Origin of the sequence: Citrobacter sp. Cf072 (assembly GCF_030334485.1) — a bacterium.
Taxonomy (GTDB): Bacteria; Pseudomonadota; Gammaproteobacteria; order Enterobacterales; family Enterobacteriaceae; genus Citrobacter; species Citrobacter freundii.
Genome location: NZ_JAOWDX010000001.1, coordinates 1 through 266 on the forward strand (window position 1 = coordinate 1; position 266 = coordinate 266).

The following is a 266-nucleotide window of genomic DNA, read 5'->3' on the forward strand; positions in this document are numbered from 1 at the left end:
GCACTGCGTTATCTTCACGGCATCATCACCGGCGTGGAGCTCAGGGAGAACAACGACTGGCAGATGAATTACCAGCTGACGATTTCGCCCCCGCTCTGGCGGGCAGGGCTGCGGCAGAACTTCCGCATCTTTCAGCAGCAGGATATCCAGGCCATTGCCACCACCCTGCTTACTGAAAACGGCATTACTGACTGGGTGCCTTCCTTTTATGAGCCCCATCCCGCCCGCGAATTCTGCGTGCAGTACGGCGAAACTGACCTCAATTT

1 protein-coding gene is annotated in these 266 nt (G+C 56.8%); it reads left to right on the forward strand.

Annotated features, from left to right (window positions below; all coding sequences use genetic code 11):
- Positions 1–266: contractile injection system protein, VgrG/Pvc8 family (locus tag OGX66_RS00005; protein ID WP_286510700.1), on the forward strand; the 266-nt coding region annotated here is incomplete at both ends.